Source organism: Vibrio sp. HDW18 (assembly GCF_011306175.1).
In the GTDB taxonomy this organism is placed as follows: Bacteria; Pseudomonadota; Gammaproteobacteria; order Enterobacterales; family Vibrionaceae; genus Vibrio; species Vibrio chanodichtyis.
Genome location: NZ_CP049914.1, coordinates 240,084 through 256,608, shown reverse-complemented (window position 1 = coordinate 256,608; position 16,525 = coordinate 240,084). Strand labels below are relative to the sequence as shown.

Annotated in this window: 16 protein-coding genes; 9 read left to right on the top strand and 7 right to left on the bottom strand. The window is 48.0% G+C overall.

Features of this window, described 5'->3' with window-relative positions; translation table 11 throughout:
• Positions 1-16: 16 nt before the first annotated feature.
• The 3 genes from G7083_RS12935 to G7083_RS12925 all read right to left on the bottom strand — a co-directional run bounded on the left by G7083_RS12935 (position 17) and on the right by G7083_RS12925 (position 2,034).
• Complete coding sequence (locus G7083_RS12935; RefSeq protein WP_166015254.1) at positions 17-460, bottom strand: PAS domain-containing protein; 444 nt, start codon at positions 458-460, stop codon at positions 17-19.
• Positions 460-1,464 (bottom strand): response regulator, encoded by a 1,005-nt coding sequence (locus G7083_RS12930; RefSeq protein WP_166015253.1) that lies wholly within the window; start codon positions 1,462-1,464, stop codon positions 460-462. Before G7083_RS12930 ends, G7083_RS12935 begins: the two co-directional genes overlap by 1 nt.
• A gap of 192 nt (positions 1,465-1,656) precedes the next feature.
• Positions 1,657-2,034 (bottom strand): NADH:ubiquinone oxidoreductase, encoded by a 378-nt coding sequence (locus tag G7083_RS12925; RefSeq protein WP_166015252.1) that lies wholly within the window; start codon positions 2,032-2,034, stop codon positions 1,657-1,659.
• A gap of 625 nt (positions 2,035-2,659) precedes the next feature.
• Between G7083_RS12925 and G7083_RS12920 the strand changes: the two genes are divergently transcribed.
• Positions 2,660-2,869, top strand: a complete 210-nt coding sequence (locus G7083_RS12920; RefSeq protein ID WP_166015251.1) for a cold-shock protein — start codon at positions 2,660-2,662, stop codon at positions 2,867-2,869.
• A 64-nt stretch (positions 2,870-2,933) separates the two neighbouring features.
• On the opposite strand, the gene hmpA is transcribed toward G7083_RS12920, so the two are convergent.
• Entirely contained in the window at positions 2,934-4,118 is a 1,185-nt protein-coding gene (gene hmpA / locus G7083_RS12915) for an NO-inducible flavohemoprotein (RefSeq protein ID WP_166015250.1), read from the bottom strand.
• Positions 4,119-4,312: 194 nt separating this feature from the next.
• Between hmpA and norR the strand changes: the two genes are divergently transcribed.
• Positions 4,313-5,905 carry a nitric oxide reductase transcriptional regulator NorR gene (norR, locus tag G7083_RS12910; protein WP_166015249.1) on the top strand — a complete coding sequence of 531 codons (1,593 nt, stop codon included), beginning with the start codon at positions 4,313-4,315 and terminating at the stop codon, positions 5,903-5,905.
• A 96-nt stretch (positions 5,906-6,001) separates the two neighbouring features.
• On the opposite strand, the gene G7083_RS12905 is transcribed toward norR, so the two are convergent.
• Together G7083_RS12905 and G7083_RS12900 are read right to left on the bottom strand one after the other, a co-directional pair.
• On the bottom strand, positions 6,002-6,202 hold the full coding sequence (locus G7083_RS12905) for a restriction endonuclease subunit S (RefSeq protein ID WP_166015248.1): 201 nt from the start codon (positions 6,200-6,202) through the stop codon (positions 6,002-6,004).
• Between the two features lie 59 nt (positions 6,203-6,261).
• On the bottom strand, positions 6,262-8,178 hold the full coding sequence (locus G7083_RS12900) for a methyl-accepting chemotaxis protein (protein WP_166015247.1): 1,917 nt from the start codon (positions 8,176-8,178) through the stop codon (positions 6,262-6,264).
• Between the two features lie 337 nt (positions 8,179-8,515).
• Between G7083_RS12900 and G7083_RS12895 the strand changes: the two genes are divergently transcribed.
• The 7 genes from G7083_RS12895 (at position 8,516) to G7083_RS12865 (ending at position 16,158) form a co-directional block, all read left to right on the top strand.
• Entirely contained in the window at positions 8,516-9,472 is a 957-nt protein-coding gene (locus G7083_RS12895; RefSeq protein ID WP_166015246.1) for a MoxR family ATPase, read from the top strand.
• A 9-nt stretch (positions 9,473-9,481) separates the two neighbouring features.
• On the top strand, positions 9,482-10,408 hold the full coding sequence (locus G7083_RS12890; RefSeq protein ID WP_166015245.1) for a DUF58 domain-containing protein: 927 nt from the start codon (positions 9,482-9,484) through the stop codon (positions 10,406-10,408).
• The gene (locus G7083_RS12885; RefSeq protein WP_166015244.1) at positions 10,405-10,893 is read left to right on the top strand and encodes a DUF4381 domain-containing protein; all 489 of its coding nucleotides are present in this window, start codon (positions 10,405-10,407) and stop codon (positions 10,891-10,893) included. Before G7083_RS12890 ends, G7083_RS12885 begins: the two co-directional genes overlap by 4 nt.
• Before the next feature lie 16 nt (positions 10,894-10,909).
• The gene (locus G7083_RS12880; RefSeq protein WP_206212134.1) at positions 10,910-11,836 is read left to right on the top strand and encodes a VWA domain-containing protein; all 927 of its coding nucleotides are present in this window, start codon (positions 10,910-10,912) and stop codon (positions 11,834-11,836) included.
• A gap of 1 nt (position 11,837) precedes the next feature.
• Positions 11,838-13,667, top strand: coding sequence for a VWA domain-containing protein (locus G7083_RS12875; RefSeq protein ID WP_166015242.1), 1,830 nt, complete (start codon positions 11,838-11,840; stop codon positions 13,665-13,667).
• Complete coding sequence (locus G7083_RS12870) at positions 13,661-15,301, top strand: BatD family protein (protein WP_166015241.1); 1,641 nt, start codon at positions 13,661-13,663, stop codon at positions 15,299-15,301. The genes G7083_RS12875 and G7083_RS12870 overlap by 7 nt, the downstream gene beginning before the upstream one ends.
• Positions 15,302-15,441: 140 nt before the next feature.
• Complete coding sequence (locus G7083_RS12865; RefSeq protein ID WP_166015240.1) at positions 15,442-16,158, top strand: SIMPL domain-containing protein; 717 nt, start codon at positions 15,442-15,444, stop codon at positions 16,156-16,158.
• 135 nt (positions 16,159-16,293) lie between these two features.
• Here G7083_RS12865 and G7083_RS12860 read toward each other — a convergent pair whose 3' ends face one another.
• A complete protein-coding gene (locus G7083_RS12860) occupies positions 16,294-16,506 on the bottom strand; it encodes a cold-shock protein (protein WP_166015239.1) in 213 nt (70 codons plus the stop codon).
• Positions 16,507-16,525: the final 19 nt, after the last annotated feature.

Here is a 16,525-nt window from a genome sequence, read left to right as displayed (position 1 = left end):
TGTGCAAATCACATGGCTAGGCTGAGGCTTGCAGTGAAATCAGAGCCTCGCTGGTCACATCTTGAATCGATAAGAACAGCGCATTAATCATCCCATTCGGGGTGCGCATGGGATTAAGCGTCACGTTTTGATACATAAACTGCGCTTGTTGAGTCACTGGGCGGACGTTGCGACAGTGAAAGAGATAAGGGCGTTGCTGCCAAGTAATAAAACTGCGACAGCCGAGATCATACACGGGCTTGGTTTTTAACTTAAACCATTCCACAGGGATCTCTGGAAAAATCTCAAACAGAGATTTCCCTATCACATCATGGGCTTGCTTACCACTATGGTGGGTCATAAACCCATTCCACACTTGTACCTGATAATGGCGATCAATCACCATCAAGCCCATATCGACATTTTGTACCATATCGACCATCCAATGGAACTGCTCAAACTCTGCAGGTAAGGCTAGCATTAGAAGTCCTCCATCAAATACGACAGCTTATTGTCGAGCAGCGGTAACGATTGATCGACAAACATAAACAGTAAATCACAACGGATTGCGGTCCCTTCAATATTGAAACTCACTTCAAAGGTCATGGTTTTACCAAATGAACCGGCCGTGGAATCAATCACTGAATCAATCGAGAGATGACGCCCTAATAGCACCGGGGCACTTTGGAAAAAGCGCACTTCGGTTTGATGGCCTAAACCATTTAAAAATGACCCGACCAGAATGTTGGAGACATCCATCAACAGCTCTAACTCTTGCAAATCTTCACTGGCCACAGGCACTTTCATCAGCCTTTTCAGCTCGGCGACACTCGAATCACTGAGCAATACCAAAGCTTCACCAGCAATGCCCTCACCACTGAAGCCCTGACAAACACCAGAAACCTGGCTGTTATCGGCCAAATCACGCAGTGCCATATGCAGCTCACTGACTTCAAAGATATTGACGTTCGGTAACGGCAGTTCAACAAACACATCAAAGTGGCGAGCCAAGGCATCTGCCGCACGACCAATCGCCACGTTAGCCACTTCCATGTAAATATCGCGCCGTTTCAAGATTGGCAGTTCAAGCGCGACAGGGGTAATCATGCGAGGCTGAGTCGGCGGCTCAAACAGCTGCTTAAGCACATCGTTCAGCACCTGTTTATCAATCGGCTTTTGAATAAATGCTTTCGCGCCCAGCGCTAACACTCGCTGTTTTGCTTTAGGCTGGATATCGCCAGACACCACCACTACTGGTGTTGTATCGCCTTTTTTTACCATCGCCTCTAAGGTCTCAAAACCATCGAGCTCAGGCATGGTGAGATCCAAAAACATCAGTTTGAAACTTTGCTGAGCCAAAATCTCCATCGCATCGAGCCCATGCACTGCAAAAGTGATGTCAGCATTGAGTGAGGCGGGAAGCGAACGCGCCATCTGTTTGCGCGCCAGTGGAGAGTCATCACAGATCAAAATAGGAACAGACATGCCACCACCTTATTATTGGTTTTTATTAATATTTTTATCAGAGACTACAGTGTATACCTACCATTACACGGTGGCGAGATCAACCTAGAGCAACGCTAATCAGCTAACTCACATGGCTAGCATGATCCGTTTTTGAGGCATAAAAAAGCAGAACACGCAGGTTCTGCTTTAGTCAACCATATCCCGCGACCGTTAATGGGAATGGTGCTGAGTATGTGAAGCAATAATTTTGTCTTTCAGTTTCATCGATAACTCTCGGTAACGAAACCAAAAATAGGTCGCAACAATCGAGAAGAACAGATATGACAACGCAAACACAAATGGGGAGGTCATCAGCTGATTAGAAATACCCCACAGCACTCCGACCACAGTCACCGCCACTTTGGCAAAAAAACCACACAGCAGCAAAAATACCGCCAGTTGTGGAAAACGAGTACTGCGAAACGCCAGCCAGTAACAGCTACCGACGGCAAGGGAAGCCACGCCAAAACCGAGCATAAACGAATAGAGATGATCCGCAGAAGCGATTCCACCGGATACCGAAAGCATCAGAATTAAAAATAGTTTCATGCTGCACCTACCTCAGATTATCGTTAACCGCATCCTTTCATTTTTGCAAACTCATTTTTAGTTAATTTTGAACCTTCCTAAATTTATTTCAAGTTCTAAACAAGTGATCTATTGAGTTCATCACTCTTACAAAAACCGATCACGAACAAAGTGCCAAATAAAAATTACCAATAAATTCAATGAACAACTAAAAAATAAAAGTCAATATCGCCACTGACAGTGGCTTTGATCGACCTAATAACCACAATATTTATCTGTTCATTTTTTCTATTCTGAGAGATAAGACCGACTTTATCTTGCTACCACGAGAAACGGCGTAGCCTACAATTGGCTCAGCATCTAACACACTCATCTTTCAGTATTCAGGACAACAAATCACCGCTCAATGCGATGGAATGCAAAAAATCGATGAATTTTGTTAACAAGTTTCGACTCTGTTCAAGATTCGATTGACAAGTTAATGGTTTGCTCTAGACTCAATCGCGGCTAGAAAAAGTTCTTTGTATACACATCGCTTGGTTGGATTATTCGTAACCGTCCGTGTCGTACGCAATAGCACGCTACTTTTCCACGCTATCCGCGCCGTAATCGGCCTACGTTAAAAAATGTTTTTAGGATATTTATTATGTCTACTCCAGTTACTGGTACCGTGAAATGGTTCAACGAAACTAAAGGCTTTGGCTTCATCAAGCAAGAAAACGGTCCTGACGTTTTTGCTCACTTCAGTGCAGTTCAAGGTGACGGTTTCCGCACTCTGGCTGAAGGTCAAAAAGTGGAATTCGTGATCACTCAAGGCCAAAAAGGTCCACAAGCTGAAAGCATCAAAGTTCTGTAATAGACTTGCCAAAGATTTTAATAGCCAGCCTAATTAGGCTGGCTATTTTTATGGCCGTTTTTCGCTAAGCAACTAGCGAAGCATGCGGGCCAAACACTTCGTAATGGATGCGATCTTGCTCCACGCCTAACGCCAACAGTTGTTTCACCACATGCTGCATAAAGCCGATTGGGCCACACAGATAAAAATCCCCATCTTGGAGCGGCAGCACCACCTGACTGAGCTGCATCTCACCATGTTGAGCATGCGCTGAGTTTTCATCGCGATACCACACATGCTGAGCCCAACCATGCTGTTTAACCACGGTTTGCGTTTCTAAAGCAAAAGTATGTTGGCTAGCATTATTACAAGCATACAGATAAGTCACCTCGGTTTTATCTTGCTGCGCTAACGTGTGTAACATTGCCTGAATCGGGGTTGCACCGACACCGGCAGCGATCAACACTACTGGGCGTTTACGCTCAATATAGAAAAAATCACCGGCTGGCGCGTAGAGCTTAACCGTATCACCCACTTGCACTTGCTGATGCAAATAGTGTGAAACTAGCCCCGGGTTGGCACTGCCGACGCCTTCACGCTTAACCGAAATCCGATACTCCTGCCCATTCGATGCTTGCGATAAAGAGTATTGGCGGATCTCACGATAATCACTGCCAGTCGGCGTCACTTCAAGGCCAATATACTGTCCTGGTAAATAATCCAGCACCGCACCGCCATCCGCTGCCGCCAGTGTAAAACTGGTTACATCCTCAGATTCAGTCTGTTTATCCTGCACAATAAACGCACGGCCATCTTGCCAACCACCCAGTGCATGTTTACGCGCTAAGTAAAGGGCGGCCTCTCGATCAATAAAGATTTGTGCCAAAAACAGATACGCCGCCGTCCAAGCCTCTTCGACTGCCGGAGTAAACGCTTGCGGTGCCAATTCGCGTAGTGTTTCTAGTAAATGATGGCCAACAATCTGGTAATGCTCAGGCTGAATGTTAAAGCTGGTGTGCTTATGAGCGATGCGCTCAACCGCGCTGGTTAAAGCCGCTAAATTATCAATATGTTTCGCATAGGCAGCGATCGCTTCGAATAGAGCCACACTTTGCCGGCCGGTGCTCTGGTGGGTCATATTAAAAATATGCTTCAGTTCTGGATTGTGTTTGAACATACGCTGATAAAAATATTGAGTCAGAGCCGGACCGGCTGACTCCAAAACAGGAATGGTACTTTTAATAATCGTAATGTGTTGTTCGGTGAGCATAACTTTTCCTCAATCAAGGCATAAAAACGGTGGTTAGAGCCACTCTCAATAAGCCTTGTTACAGAGCAGAATACGTGCCAAAAGCTAAAACCATGAAAAATAGCAATAAAATTATTTTGACCGTGTCAATTAAACCCTTTCAAGCAAGTCAATTTGACACTACACTATCAAAAAAACATAGCCCAATGACAAGTATGCAAGAATTCTCACTGACGACGTTACTCGAAATGACCGTTGGGCTCGCCAGCGGGACCAATAACGATGAGCGCTTTCACCGTTTACTCGATGCGCTACGCAAAGCGGTCACTTGTGACTGTGTAGTGCTGATGGCACTGCATAATCAAACATTGATCCCACTTGCCATGCAAGGGCTAACACGAGATACGTTAGGACGTCGCTTTGTGGTCAATCAGCATCCACGACTGGCACAAATTTGCAGTTCCGATCGACCAGTTCGTTTTGCTGCCGATTGCCCGCTACCCGATCCTTTTGATGGATTGCTGCTCGACAGTGAAGAAGATCTGCCCATCCATTCCTGTATGGGATTACCGTTGCATTTCGGTGGTCAACTGCTCGGGATTCTGACCCTCGATAGCCTTAAGCCGGATGCATTTGATCCTCTTTCATCACGCAGTTTGGAAATGCTGAGCGCGATTGCCGCCGCTACCTTGAAAATGGCGCTCACTTTTGCCGAGCTGGAAAATCAAGCCAAACAGACTCAACAACGGTTAGAAGAGCTGAATCAAGAAGTGTGGAGTCGCGATAACCTCGAAATTATCGGCAATAGTCACCCAATGCAGGCCATGAAAGCCGATATTGATGTGGTTGCCCCCTCTCAGTTTACTATTTTGATCCATGGTGAAACGGGCGTGGGCAAAGAGTTAGTTGCGCGAACCATCCATCAGCGCTCAAATCGCCAGCGCCAACCTCTGGTGTATGTAAATTGCGCGGCAATCCCAGAGCATTTGTTGGAAAGTGAGCTATTTGGTCATGTCAAAGGTGCATTTACCGGAGCCGATCGCCAAAGAATGGGCAAATTTGCCCTCGCCGATGGCGGCACGCTATTTCTCGATGAAATTGGAGAGTTGCCGTTAAGCGCACAAAGTAAAATTTTGCGTGCTTTACAAAACCAAGAGATTCAACCTGTTGGGCAAGATCGGGTACAAACCGTTGATGTACGGATTGTTGCGGCCACCAATCGTGACCTAAAGCAAGAGGTACAAAATGGTCATTTTCGGGCAGATTTGTACCATAGATTGAGTGTTTATCCGATTTATGTGCCACCACTGCGCGAGCGGCAGGGTGATATTGCTTTATTGGCCGGATATTTCGTTGAACATGCCAGACGTAAATTAGCCATCACTCAGCTTAAATTGCATGCTGATGCGTTAAATCTACTGATCGCCTACCCATGGCCAGGCAATGTACGTGAACTGGAGCATGTGATTAATCGCGCAGCTCTTAAAGCAAAAGCCCGCCAAGCGGGGCGCTCGGTCATAACTTTAAGTGCATTAGATATCGGTGAGTTACAAGGCCCAACAGGGCCAAGTATGGCTGCTGATCACGCTCAAGCAACGCTGCAAGATCCGATCAGCCTCGATATTGGCCTGCGTGAAGCTACCGATCAATTCCAGCGCCATCTGCTCAGCCAAACCCTCACGCAAGCCAACTTTAATTGGGCCGAAGCCGCACGACGCCTGCATACCGATCGCGCCAATCTTATTCGACTCGCCAAACGCTTAGGGATCACGGTTGCCCGCCAACATACGCTTGAGCACGCTGATTAATCAAGCCTACCAAGCTGATCATCCCAATAGACATCGAGCCGCAATAGCGGCTCGATAATAGGGATAGCGTCACACTTCACTTAGTGTACTGGCGACTTAGTGTACTGGCGCATCATTCGTCACATAATATTGACCAAAATAAGCTTCCAGCACTTCAGGCGTCAATTTGCCTTCCGCTTCCAACTGCTTGAGTTGCTGAGCAATCGCTTTTTGCTCTTCAAGGCTCGGCAGTTTAGTTTCTGGCTCTTGTGCCACCTGCTGAGAGAGTAGCTCCAGCTCTTTTTCGAAATCGTTCATGACGGTTTACCTACTTGGTTTTTACTGGCCGGCAGTGTAACCAACTCCTCGCGAGGTTGCTAGAGTTTAAAGCTGCCCACTAATTTGTCCAAACGACCAAAAAGCTCACGCAGTGATTGACTCGCATCGGCCAACTCTTCAGCAGTACGGGTCGTCACTTCGTTGATCGCATTAATTTCTTCGATATTTTGATTGATGGTGTGCACTACCGTCGATTGTTCTTCCGTAGCGGTCGCGACTTGAGTATTACGATCGGAAATATCATGAATACGCTGCGAGATACTCATCAGCACGTTGACCGCCTCATCAGACTCAGCAACACCTTGATGAGTAACAAGTTTACCCGCATCCATTGCCGATACCGCATTCTTGGCATCGCTTTGCAGTTGATTAATCATCTTCTGAATTTCTTCGGTTGAGACGGCTGTACGACTTGCCAAATTACGCACTTCATCAGCAACTACGGCAAAGCCACGGCCTTGCTCCCCAGCTCGCGCCGCTTCAATCGCCGCATTAAGTGCCAGCAGGTTAGTCTGTTCGGAGATGCCTCGAATGGCATCAAGAATCGAACCTATCTCTTGAGTGGTTAAGGCTAATTGCGCCACCACGTTTCCTGTGTGTTCAATATCATTGGCCAGACCGCTAATGGCATCTTTGGCTTTATTAACCACATTACGCCCTTGATCCGCATTGGTTGAGGCAAAATTCGCCGTTTCTGCTGCCGTTGCCGCATTAGAGGCGATTTCACTAATGGTCACCCCCATTTGGTTAATCGCAGTCACCACTTGGATGGTCTGATCACGCTGCTGCTGACTATTATCATGGGTCACTAACGCTTTACGCGATACCCCTTCGGCAGCCACTTGTAGCTCGCGGCTAGTTTGTGCGACATCTTTGATCGAATGATGAATCTTTTCGATAAAACCGTTGAAGCCTTGAGAAAGTTGGGCAATTTCATCATTACCTTGTATTTCAATCCGCTGGGAAAGATCGCCATCGCCTTTACCCAAATCGCTGAAACGTTTAGCGATTTGCTTAATTGGCATAGTAATGCTGTTAGCCAGGAAAATTCCCATCACAATAAAAATAGCGGCCACAATCAACGTGGTTAACATCATACGCTGTGCCACCGCATTTAATTCGGCAAACGCTTCATTAACCGGAACAGCCCCCACCAAAAACCAATCCATACTTTCAATATACAAGCTTGCCACCATCACCTCTTTGCCTTGATCCTGTGCTGAAATCAAGTTGAAGCCATGCTTATTGAGCAATGAATGGGTCGCAGAGCCATAGATTTGCTGTAAATTCGATTTGACTCGCGCTTGCTGACGGTGAATTTGTACCTCACCTTGCGCATTGGTTAAAAAGACAAACCCAGTCTTCTCAATTTTGAAACTATTCAGTAAGTTAACCATGTCATCCATCGATTTCGACATTCCAGACATCGCATCGCCGTTGAGCAACTGATAGTTAGCAAACATTTTGACGTCACCATTGGCTTCTTGGAACATGCTGACCATGGTCGGTTTGCCTGAACCAGTGAAACCGAAAAACCACCCATCTTGTTGTGGATTCAGTTGGCGCAGGAAGCCATTTTGATTCCAGTAATAGGCCGTTTTTCGGTTAGCCACTGAAGCATCATTTAATTGATATTGATCGCGTAAATTATTCAGTTGCTTAATCAACAAGGCTTCTGTAGCGGGATCTCTCTGCGTAGTTGCAATCGCTTGTTGCACAAATTCATTACTCGCAATTTGCTGGGCAGATGCCAACAGTTGCATCACCTGATGATCGATATCACTTTTGATCAGATTCAGCATATTCGGCAGTTCTAAATCAATCAGGCGGTGTTCTTGAACTTCACGCGCCTGACGCTGTGCCATCACACCCACAATCAATGTTGATGCCAATACGGCAAACGTAACGCCTAACACAACCTTTTGTTTAATACTTATCTGCTGCAATTTGAACATATTCTCCACCTACATCATGACTATCACTAAAACTGATTAGTTATCAGCTTAACATCACAATACTTAAGCAAATTCTTACAACTCGGCGCGCCAAGCGCGACATAACTCACAATTTTAAACAAAAATAGCCATCCACTATCAATTTTGAGTAATAAACCAGCAGTCACCACCGCGATATCTACCAGCACAATAAGCTGAAATACGCTAACATCAAGGTAAAAATCGCAAACAAGTCAATGCCGTTTATCTGGTGACCTGCTACACAATTTTATCGATGAGAAACCGCATTAACCGCACAGCGGTCTGAGAGTAAAACCATTTGGGAGTAAAACCATTTATGACGTTCCAGCCCTTTCAAACCTTGCAGCACTATTTAAATCAGCAAGTGATCGGTCAAAGTGATTTCATCAACCAATTGCTTGTCGCACTGTTAGCGGATGGGCATATTCTGGTGGAAGGACCGCCGGGACTGGCGAAAACTCGCGCGGTGAAATCATTGGCTGAATGTATTGAAGGTGATTTTCATCGCATCCAATTTACACCAGATTTACTGCCCGCTGATTTAACCGGTAGCGATGTCTACCGCCCCGAAACCGGTGAATTTGTGTTTCAAGCTGGGCCGATTTTTAACTCATTAGTCCTCGCCGATGAAATTAACCGCGCACCCGCCAAAGTACAGGCGGCGATGTTAGAAGCGATGGCGGAAAAACAGATTTCTGCGGGTCGTCAAACCTATCCGTTACCTGAACTGTTTTTGGTTATGGCGACCCAAAACCCGATTGAGCAAGAAGGCACCTATCCGCTACCAGAAGCACAGCTCGATCGCTTTTTACTGCATTTGGAAGTCAGCTACCCCAATGCGGCGGATGAACTGGCGATTTTGCGACTCAATCGTGGCGAAGCGAAAGGCGTACCAGCAATTGATAAGCCATTGATGACCCAACAACAGATATTTAGTGCCCGCCAAGCGGTACTAAATGTGCATATGGCTGAAGCGATTGAAAGTTATCTGGTACGCCTAATTATGGCGACCCGCCAACCCGCCAAATACGATGCTAAACTGGCCGAGTGGCTCGCGATGGGGGTCAGCCCACGGGCAACCATTGCGCTAGATCGCTGCGCTCGGGCGCGAGCTTGGCTACAAGGCCGTGATTTTGTCAGTCCAGATGATGTACAAGTGATGGCCTTCTCGGTGCTGCGTCACCGCTTATTGCTCAGTTACCAAGCGCAAGCGGAAGGTATACACCCCAATCAGGTGATTGCCCATCTGTTGTCACTGGTTGGCAGCGCTTAGGGGATCACGATGCACGATGCTCTCCCTTTACATGCTAATGGTGTTACGCTGTGTTTGGCCGAATTGCTCGCCTATCAGCCACAAACCGTGCATTTCTTACCTCCAGCCCGTCCGGTGTGGTCAACGCGGATCGGTCAGCACAAGAGCCGCCGTTTAGGGCGTGGGATGGATTTTTCAGAGGTGCGTCAATATCAAGCCGGGGATGATATTCGCGCCATGGATTGGCGAGTCACTGCTCGTACAGGCAAGCCACACACTAAGCTGTTCAGTGAAGAACGCGAAAGAGCGGTGGTGCTTTACATCGATCTTAGCCAGTCAATGCAATTTGGCTCCTGCTTGCTGCTCAAATCCGTACAAGCCGCGCATTTGGCCAGTTTACTCAGTTGGCTTGCGGTTAAGCAGCAAGATCGCGTCGGTGCGGTGATTGATGTTGGTCAACAACTGATTGAGATCAAGCCCACTGCTCGTCAACAAGGTGTATTAGCCATTTTAGCCGCCTGTGTCACTGCGCAGCAAACAGCCCTCTCACCACACACGGATCGAAGACTGACTCGCCAACAAGTCTTCACCACATTGCATCGTTTATGCCCCAAAGGCAGTGAAGTGGTGTTGATCAGCGATTTTACCAATTTAGACCCCGATCAAGATGCACTCCCACTGCGCCAACTGTGTCAGCATAACCAAGTGCGTATGGTGCAGATTTTCGATCCTTTAGAGTGTGGTGACACCTCATTTCGTGGCATTGAGCAAGTACAAAATCGCCAAGAGACGCGCTGGCTCAACTTTTCGATAAATAGTACCCGGGTAGGCATCAAAAAAGCCTTTGAAACTCAAAAAGAAAAATTAGAATCACTCTGTCTATTATTGGCAATAGACTACCGCTCAATTTCCAGCGGACTCCCTTTGCTACCACAATTATCGGACTATAAGAAATGAAGGAATCGTCAACCCTATCACTCGATCTTAACGGCCTACATCTACCTGAGCTGCCTAGCTGGTTCCCGCTGGCTTGGGGATGGTGGGCAAGTTTGGGTGGCATTCTACTGGTGGTGCTCATGATTGGCTTGGCGGTGCGTTGGCGTCGTCGTCGAATCGCGCCAAAGAAAACCGCACTGCGGCTATTGAGCTTAAAAGCCATCCCACAAACGCCCTCTTCCGCGATTGAATTAGTTCGTCAAGCGGCGCTGTGTTATTACCCTCGACAAGACATTGCTCATTTAACAGGCAAAGAGTGGTATGCGTTTTTAGATGCGGAAATGGGTCAGCCCCTGTTTATACCGAATGAGATCCAATGGCAACAAGCCCTGTATCAAAAACAGCCTGTGAGCAATGCCGATGAGTTGGTGCAACACTGTTATTGCTGGGTTGCCAACGCCTTACCCCCTAAAAAGCGGAGAAAATCAGCACTTGGCAAGTTTTGAGTTTATTTGGTGGTGGATGCTTTTGGCTCTACCACTGCCTTGGGTTATCTATGTTTTCGTACCAGCCATCCCCCCTCGGACTGCGATTAAGCTCGCCTACCTTCCACAGACGTCAGTCACCCACAAAAGCGGGTGGCTGATTCGTTTACTCGCAGCCGGAATATGGCTTTTGCTGCTCTGTGCCGCCGCGCGACCAGTCTGGTATGGCGATCCGCTCAGCAGTAGCACCGCACATCGTGACTTAATGTTAGTGGTCGATCTCTCCTATTCGATGAGTCAACAAGATATGCAAGCGGGTCAACAGATGGTAGATCGCTTAACCGCAGTGAAACAGGTGCTGACACCATTTATTGGCAAGCGCGAAGGGGATCGAATAGGGCTGATCTTATTTGCTGACCATGCCTACCTACAAACCCCTTTGACGTTAGATCGCGCCACCGTGGCTAGCCAACTCAATCAAGCGGTATTAAAGCTGATCGGCACACAAACCGCGATTGGCGAAGGGATTGGTCTGGCGACGAAAATCTTTATCGACAGTGATGCGCCACAGCGGGTAATGATTTTACTGAGCGATGGGAGCAACACCGCGGGCGTGCTCGACCCACGAGAAGCCGCGCAGATTGCCCAGCAATATCACACCACGATTTACACGGTTGGCGTTGGTGCTGGCGAGATGGTGGTCAAAGACTTCCTGTTTAGCCGTAAGGTCAATACCGCGCAAGATCTGGATGAGCAAACCTTACAGGACATCGCCTCAACCACGGGAGGGCAATATTTTCGCGCCCGTAATCAACAAGATTTACAAAACATTTATGACACGATTAATCAATTGGAACCGATTAGCCAAGCTAGCCAAACTTGGCGTCCACAAAGCGAATGGTTTCACTATCCGCTCAGCTTGGCGTTACTACTCTCAGTGATGTTGGTGATAGTGAGGAGATGACATGTCACCGCTGATTTTTCTCTATCCACACTGGTTGTGGTTACTGATCCCGCTAGGCATGTTCGCGCTGTGGTTAGGACTCCGTCGGCCACCGCGTGGCCTAATTGCCGCACATTTAGCACCCGCGTTAGGCATTGCCACGCACTCTCGCCGTCGCCAAGCTGGATTACTGGCACTCGCTTGGCTGATCGCCACTTTGGCACTGGCTGGTCCAAGCTGGCAAACCGCGACGCGGCCAAGTATGCAAAACAGTGCGGCCCGAGTATTGATCATGGATATGTCACATTCAATGTACGCCACGGATCTGCAGCCTAACCGCTTAACTCAGGCGCGTTATAAAGCTCTCGATCTATTGCAAGGTTGGTCAGAAGGCAGTACTGGGCTTATCGCCTACGCCGCCGACGCTTATATCGTAAGTCCACTGACCAGTGATAGCGCCACCCTCGCCAGTTTGGTGCCGTCTTTGTCACCCGATATCATGCCCTACCAAGGAGCCGATGCCGCCGCCGCCATCCAGTTAGCCATCACTATGATGCAGCAAGCAGGACATGCCCGTGGCGATTTGATTTTACTGGCCGATGACCTAAGTCCCACTGAACGCACCAAGATCACCCCAATCTTGCAAGGTAGTCCATGGCGTTTGAGCCTACTGGCCATCGGCACCCCTAGCGGAGCGCCGATTACCTTAAACGATGGATCATTATTACAAGACCGCCAAGGGCAAACCGTGATCGCGAAAACGCGCTTAGATCAAATGCAGCAACTCTCACGCAGCGTCAATGGTTTATTAATTGCTTATCGGGCAGATGGTGCCGATGTGGCGCAGATTTTACATCTTACCCAGCAATCCACTCAATTCGGATCTCAGATTAGCCAACCCGCGGTCAGTCAACGGATCAATAACGGTTACTGGCTCATGCTCCCCTTACTGTTTGCAGCCCTAGGGATGTTTCGCCGTGGCGTGCTGTTTAGCCTACTGTTCACTCTTTTGCTTAGCCTACCTCAGCAGCAAGCTTGGGCATCCGCTTGGCTCAATCCAGATCAGCAAGCGCTGCAAGCTTTTCAAGCCGAGCACTATGCACAAGCGGCTGAGCAGTTTACTGACCCACGGTGGCAAGGTGCCGCGCGCTATTATGCCAATGACTACCAAGGGGCGATTGACGCTTACGCACAGATCGCCAATCCCGATTTAGCCACTCAATACAACTTAGCCAATGCTTATGCGCAAGCTGGAGATTTAGCGCAAGCTCGCCAACGCTACGAGCAAATTTTAGCGCAGCAGCCGAATCATCCAGATGCGTTGCACAATCTGGCAGTGGTTAAAGCCGCACAGCAACAGCAACAGCAACAGCAACAGCAACAGCAACAGCAACAGCAACAGCAACAGCAACAGCAGGATCAATCTTCGGATCCAGCGAGTCAAGCGCAAGCAACATCGACCGGTGAACCGTCGGATCCCAACCAGCCACCAGCATCGGAACCGCATACGGGATCTCACTCAGAATCGAGCGATGAGCCAAATCCATCGGCGAGTCAGCCCACTGAAACTGATCAAGGCCAAGCTGACATGGATTCAGTCGATAATGCGATGCCTGCCTCTTCCACAGTGCAACCGCCAACGGAATCAAACCAAGCACCAACCACTGACGAGGCAAATCAACAACAAGAACTAGCAAACAACGCAAACCAAGCCAACTCATCACTCGATCCTATGCTGCGTAAATTAGACCAAGTGGAAAGTGCGCGCGATCCAAGCGCGCTGCTACGGGCACAATTTATTTTGCAAGCTCAACGTAAACCTCAACCTACGGACACCGATCAGCCATGGTAAAACTGCAATCCGTCTATCAACGCACATGTTTCTGGCTCTCGCTGCTGCTGAGCTTATGCGCACTGCCCAGCCAAGCGGCGGATTTGGTCGCCAGTGTCAGCAAAAATAGCGTGGTTAGCAATGAAGTAATTCAGTTGCGAATTGTCAGCAGCAGTAAGCTGACTGCGGAGGCGGTTGATTTTTCTCAACTAGAGCCTGATTTTTTTGTTGGTCAACCCAGTTTTGCCTCTTCCACCAACATCATCAATGGTAATTACTCGCAGCGCAGTGAGTGGACGGTGGCGATCGCGCCACAACGCTCCGGTATTCTCACCATCCCAAGCTTTCAAATCGGTAGCGCCCACTCAGCTGCGATTGCTATCCAAGTGAGCGAAGATGAGCAGCAACCCGAGCCACAAGAGCTCGCAGAGGTGCGCAGCCAATTAGAGCAAACTCAGCTTTATCCAGGTGAAAGTACTTTGTTTCATGCTCAGTTGATCATCAAGCAAGATATCCGCCGCCTACGCGATCCACAAATAACGCCACCACAAGTGGATGGTATGCAGATTGAAGCGGCCAGTGAGCCCAAGCAATCACCTTCGCTGCTCAATGGTGTGGAAGTGACTATCGTTGAACAATCGTTTCGGATCACCGCGCAACAAGCGGGACGCTTTAGCCTGCGTGAACCGATGCTGAAAGCAAACTTATTATACGGCAACCAATATAGTGGTACGCGTTTGATCCCGCTGCTTACCCAACCGAAAAGTTACCCCATTCAAGTGCTGGCCCAACCGGCTAATTATCAAGGTGCTTGGCTACCTAGCGCCCACCTAAGCTTGAGCCAAAACTGGCTCGATGGACAACAGAGATTAACCGAAGCCAGCCAATACCAGACCGAGGTTGGACGCAGCATCACCCGCGAAATTCGCTTGCAAGTGCGTGGTCTGACTCAACAGCAGATACCAACATTGCATATTCAGTATCCAGACAGCATTAGCCTCTATCCAGAAAAGCCGCAATTTAGCACGCTTGAAAATGGCGATACCTTAATGACGCTGAAACAAGTGCTGATCCCACGTCATGCGGGCGAGATCACCTTGCCAGATGTCACCCTTAATTGGTGGAATACCCAGACTCACGCGGCGCAATCCAGCCAGTTGGCCGGTTTAACGCTACAAGTTAAAGCGAGTGATGAAGCGCCGTTGTTCAGCATGCCAACCGTGCCTGATCTACCCACGAGCCAACCCGTGAGTGATGCCGGTTATTGGCCATATGTGACCTTACTGTTTGTGCTGCTTTGGCTTGCCACCACTCTATTAGCCTTACTGATATGGCGTGGTAACCGAGTGGTCTCTCAGCCCAGTATCAACCACGATCTGGTAACCTCATCGACTTATCGCACGCTGATTGAGGCGATTGAACAGCAAGATCTGTTAGCCATCAGCCAAGCGATACGCATTTGGCAAACCGAAATAACCTTGCCAAGCAACGAGCAGCAAACGCTGCATCAATTACTCGATACGCTACAGCAAGCTTGTTATGGTAAACAATCACAACAGCCCGATTTCAAGCCGTTGCAACGCTGGGTCAAGCTTCAGCATAAGCAACAACTCAGCAGCGTTAAGCCGACCACTAGTAAACTCGCTCGATTATGAAAACGCGCTGGCTAACGGCCTAACCTAACGACCTACCGCTTAGCGACCATGCTGGCGGTTAGGCTGCTATACTCAGGTGAATCCATCGTGCCACGACCAGCAGCAGTCCGTGGACAACAGAACATCACTCGGAGGAAAGCATGACCAATATCAATACCAAAGCAGCGAGTGTACTTGGCCTAAGCCTGATCATCGGGCTAGCCACGCTTGGCTTCTTGGTGCAACAAATGGCGGTTAAATTTAAAGAATATGAACGAGTAGTCACGGTCAAAGGGCTTTCGGAACGTGAAGTGTTGGCCGATACCGTGATTTGGCCAATTCAGTTTAGTGTGGCTGATAATCAGCTAGCGACACTGTTTGACACCGTCGATCAACAAACTCAGCTCATCACTCAATATTTAGTGCAACAAGGCATCGACCGTAATGCGATCTCTCTTTCTGCACCCGCTGTGATCGATAAAAAAGCCCAGCAATATGCTGAAGATCGCGCCGAGTTTCGTTATTTAGCCACTCAAACGATCACCGTTTACAGTAAGCAAGTTGAAAAAGTACGCAACATCGTCAGCGATATTGGTCAACTAGGCAAACAGGGAGTGGTATTTAACCAAGATCCTTATAACAATCGGGTTGAATTTAGTTTCTCAGCACTGAATGAAATTAAGCCCGATATGATTGAACAAGCGACTAAGCAAGCTCGCGAAGTTGCTCAAAAGTTTGCCAAAGATTCTCAAAGCACGTTAGGTAAGATCAAAACTGCATCACAAGGTCAATTTTCGATTACCGATCGGGATAACAATACCCCATACATCAAAAATATCCGCGTCGTCACCACCGTCGAATATTATCTATCTGATTAAGAGGCTAGTGGATGGTGATAGTTAACAACCACTTTATCGCTGGTGGCCAGTAAGTGACTATCCGTTACATAAGAGATGAAATGCAAAAAGGGGCGTGGTTTACACCACGCCCCTTTAAAATTTATTCTGTGCTAATTACAGCGCAGTTACTTGAGCAGCTTGTGGGCCTTTTTTGCCTTGCTCAACGATGAAGCTTACACGCTGACCTTCAGCCAGAGTTTTGAAGCCTTCAGAAACGATAGATTTGAAGTGTACGAACACATCTTGACCACCGTTGTCTTGAGAAATGAAACCAAAACCTTTAGTTTCGTTGAACCATTTTACTGAACCAGTCATTTTCTGAGACATAGTAACCTCTAATATATAT

Coding starts and splice junctions, on each gene's coding strand:
- G7083_RS12935 (WP_166015254.1), bottom strand. CDS start 460: ATGCTAGCCTTACCTGCAGAGTTTGAGCAGTTCCATTGGATGGTCGAT.
- G7083_RS12930 (WP_166015253.1), bottom strand. CDS start 1,464: ATGTCTGTTCCTATTTTGATCTGTGATGACTCTCCACTGGCGCGCAAA.
- G7083_RS12925 (WP_166015252.1), bottom strand. CDS start 2,034: ATGAAACTATTTTTAATTCTGATGCTTTCGGTATCCGGTGGAATCGCT.
- G7083_RS12920 (WP_166015251.1), top strand. CDS start 2,660: ATGTCTACTCCAGTTACTGGTACCGTGAAATGGTTCAACGAAACTAAA.
- hmpA (WP_166015250.1), bottom strand. CDS start 4,118: ATGCTCACCGAACAACACATTACGATTATTAAAAGTACCATTCCTGTT.
- norR (WP_166015249.1), top strand. CDS start 4,313: ATGCAAGAATTCTCACTGACGACGTTACTCGAAATGACCGTTGGGCTC.
- G7083_RS12905 (WP_166015248.1), bottom strand. CDS start 6,202: ATGAACGATTTCGAAAAAGAGCTGGAGCTACTCTCTCAGCAGGTGGCA.
- G7083_RS12900 (WP_166015247.1), bottom strand. CDS start 8,178: ATGTTCAAATTGCAGCAGATAAGTATTAAACAAAAGGTTGTGTTAGGC.
- G7083_RS12895 (WP_166015246.1), top strand. CDS start 8,516: ATGACGTTCCAGCCCTTTCAAACCTTGCAGCACTATTTAAATCAGCAA.
- G7083_RS12890 (WP_166015245.1), top strand. CDS start 9,482: ATGCACGATGCTCTCCCTTTACATGCTAATGGTGTTACGCTGTGTTTG.
- G7083_RS12885 (WP_166015244.1), top strand. CDS start 10,405: ATGAAGGAATCGTCAACCCTATCACTCGATCTTAACGGCCTACATCTA.
- G7083_RS12880 (WP_206212134.1), top strand. CDS start 10,910: ATGCTTTTGGCTCTACCACTGCCTTGGGTTATCTATGTTTTCGTACCA.
- G7083_RS12875 (WP_166015242.1), top strand. CDS start 11,838: ATGTCACCGCTGATTTTTCTCTATCCACACTGGTTGTGGTTACTGATC.
- G7083_RS12870 (WP_166015241.1), top strand. CDS start 13,661: ATGGTAAAACTGCAATCCGTCTATCAACGCACATGTTTCTGGCTCTCG.
- G7083_RS12865 (WP_166015240.1), top strand. CDS start 15,442: ATGACCAATATCAATACCAAAGCAGCGAGTGTACTTGGCCTAAGCCTG.
- G7083_RS12860 (WP_166015239.1), bottom strand. CDS start 16,506: ATGTCTCAGAAAATGACTGGTTCAGTAAAATGGTTCAACGAAACTAAA.